This is a genomic window from Peribacillus sp. SIMBA_075 (assembly GCF_046534585.1).
In genome coordinates this window covers 1-241 of sequence record NZ_JAWRYN010001469.1, presented here as the reverse complement: position 1 = coordinate 241, position 241 = coordinate 1, and the positions used below count along the sequence as shown (strand labels likewise).

The following is a 241-nucleotide window of genomic DNA, read 5'->3' as shown; positions in this document are numbered from 1 at the left end:
ATATACGATGATAGATCGCACTTTAGTACCAGTGCCGTAAACTCAGTTAATGAAATTGTTGCTGAGATTGACAAAATCATCACAGGAGAGGTCAAGGGATTAAACAAATTCACTCAAAATTTCATCTCTCTTTTTTCTAAGCAGGAGCCTGTAAAAATTATTATCTATACTGAAGCTGGAGACCTTGGAGGATCAGGTACAAATAACTTCGGTGACCCGTTACGCATACAAGCCTATGACC

1 protein-coding gene is annotated in these 241 nt (G+C 38.6%); it reads left to right on the top strand.

Annotation, left to right across the window (positions count from 1 at the left end; genetic code table 11):
* A partial coding sequence (locus SB775_RS33270) for a hypothetical protein (protein ID WP_410865566.1) occupies positions 1-241 on the top strand: 241 nt, incomplete at both ends.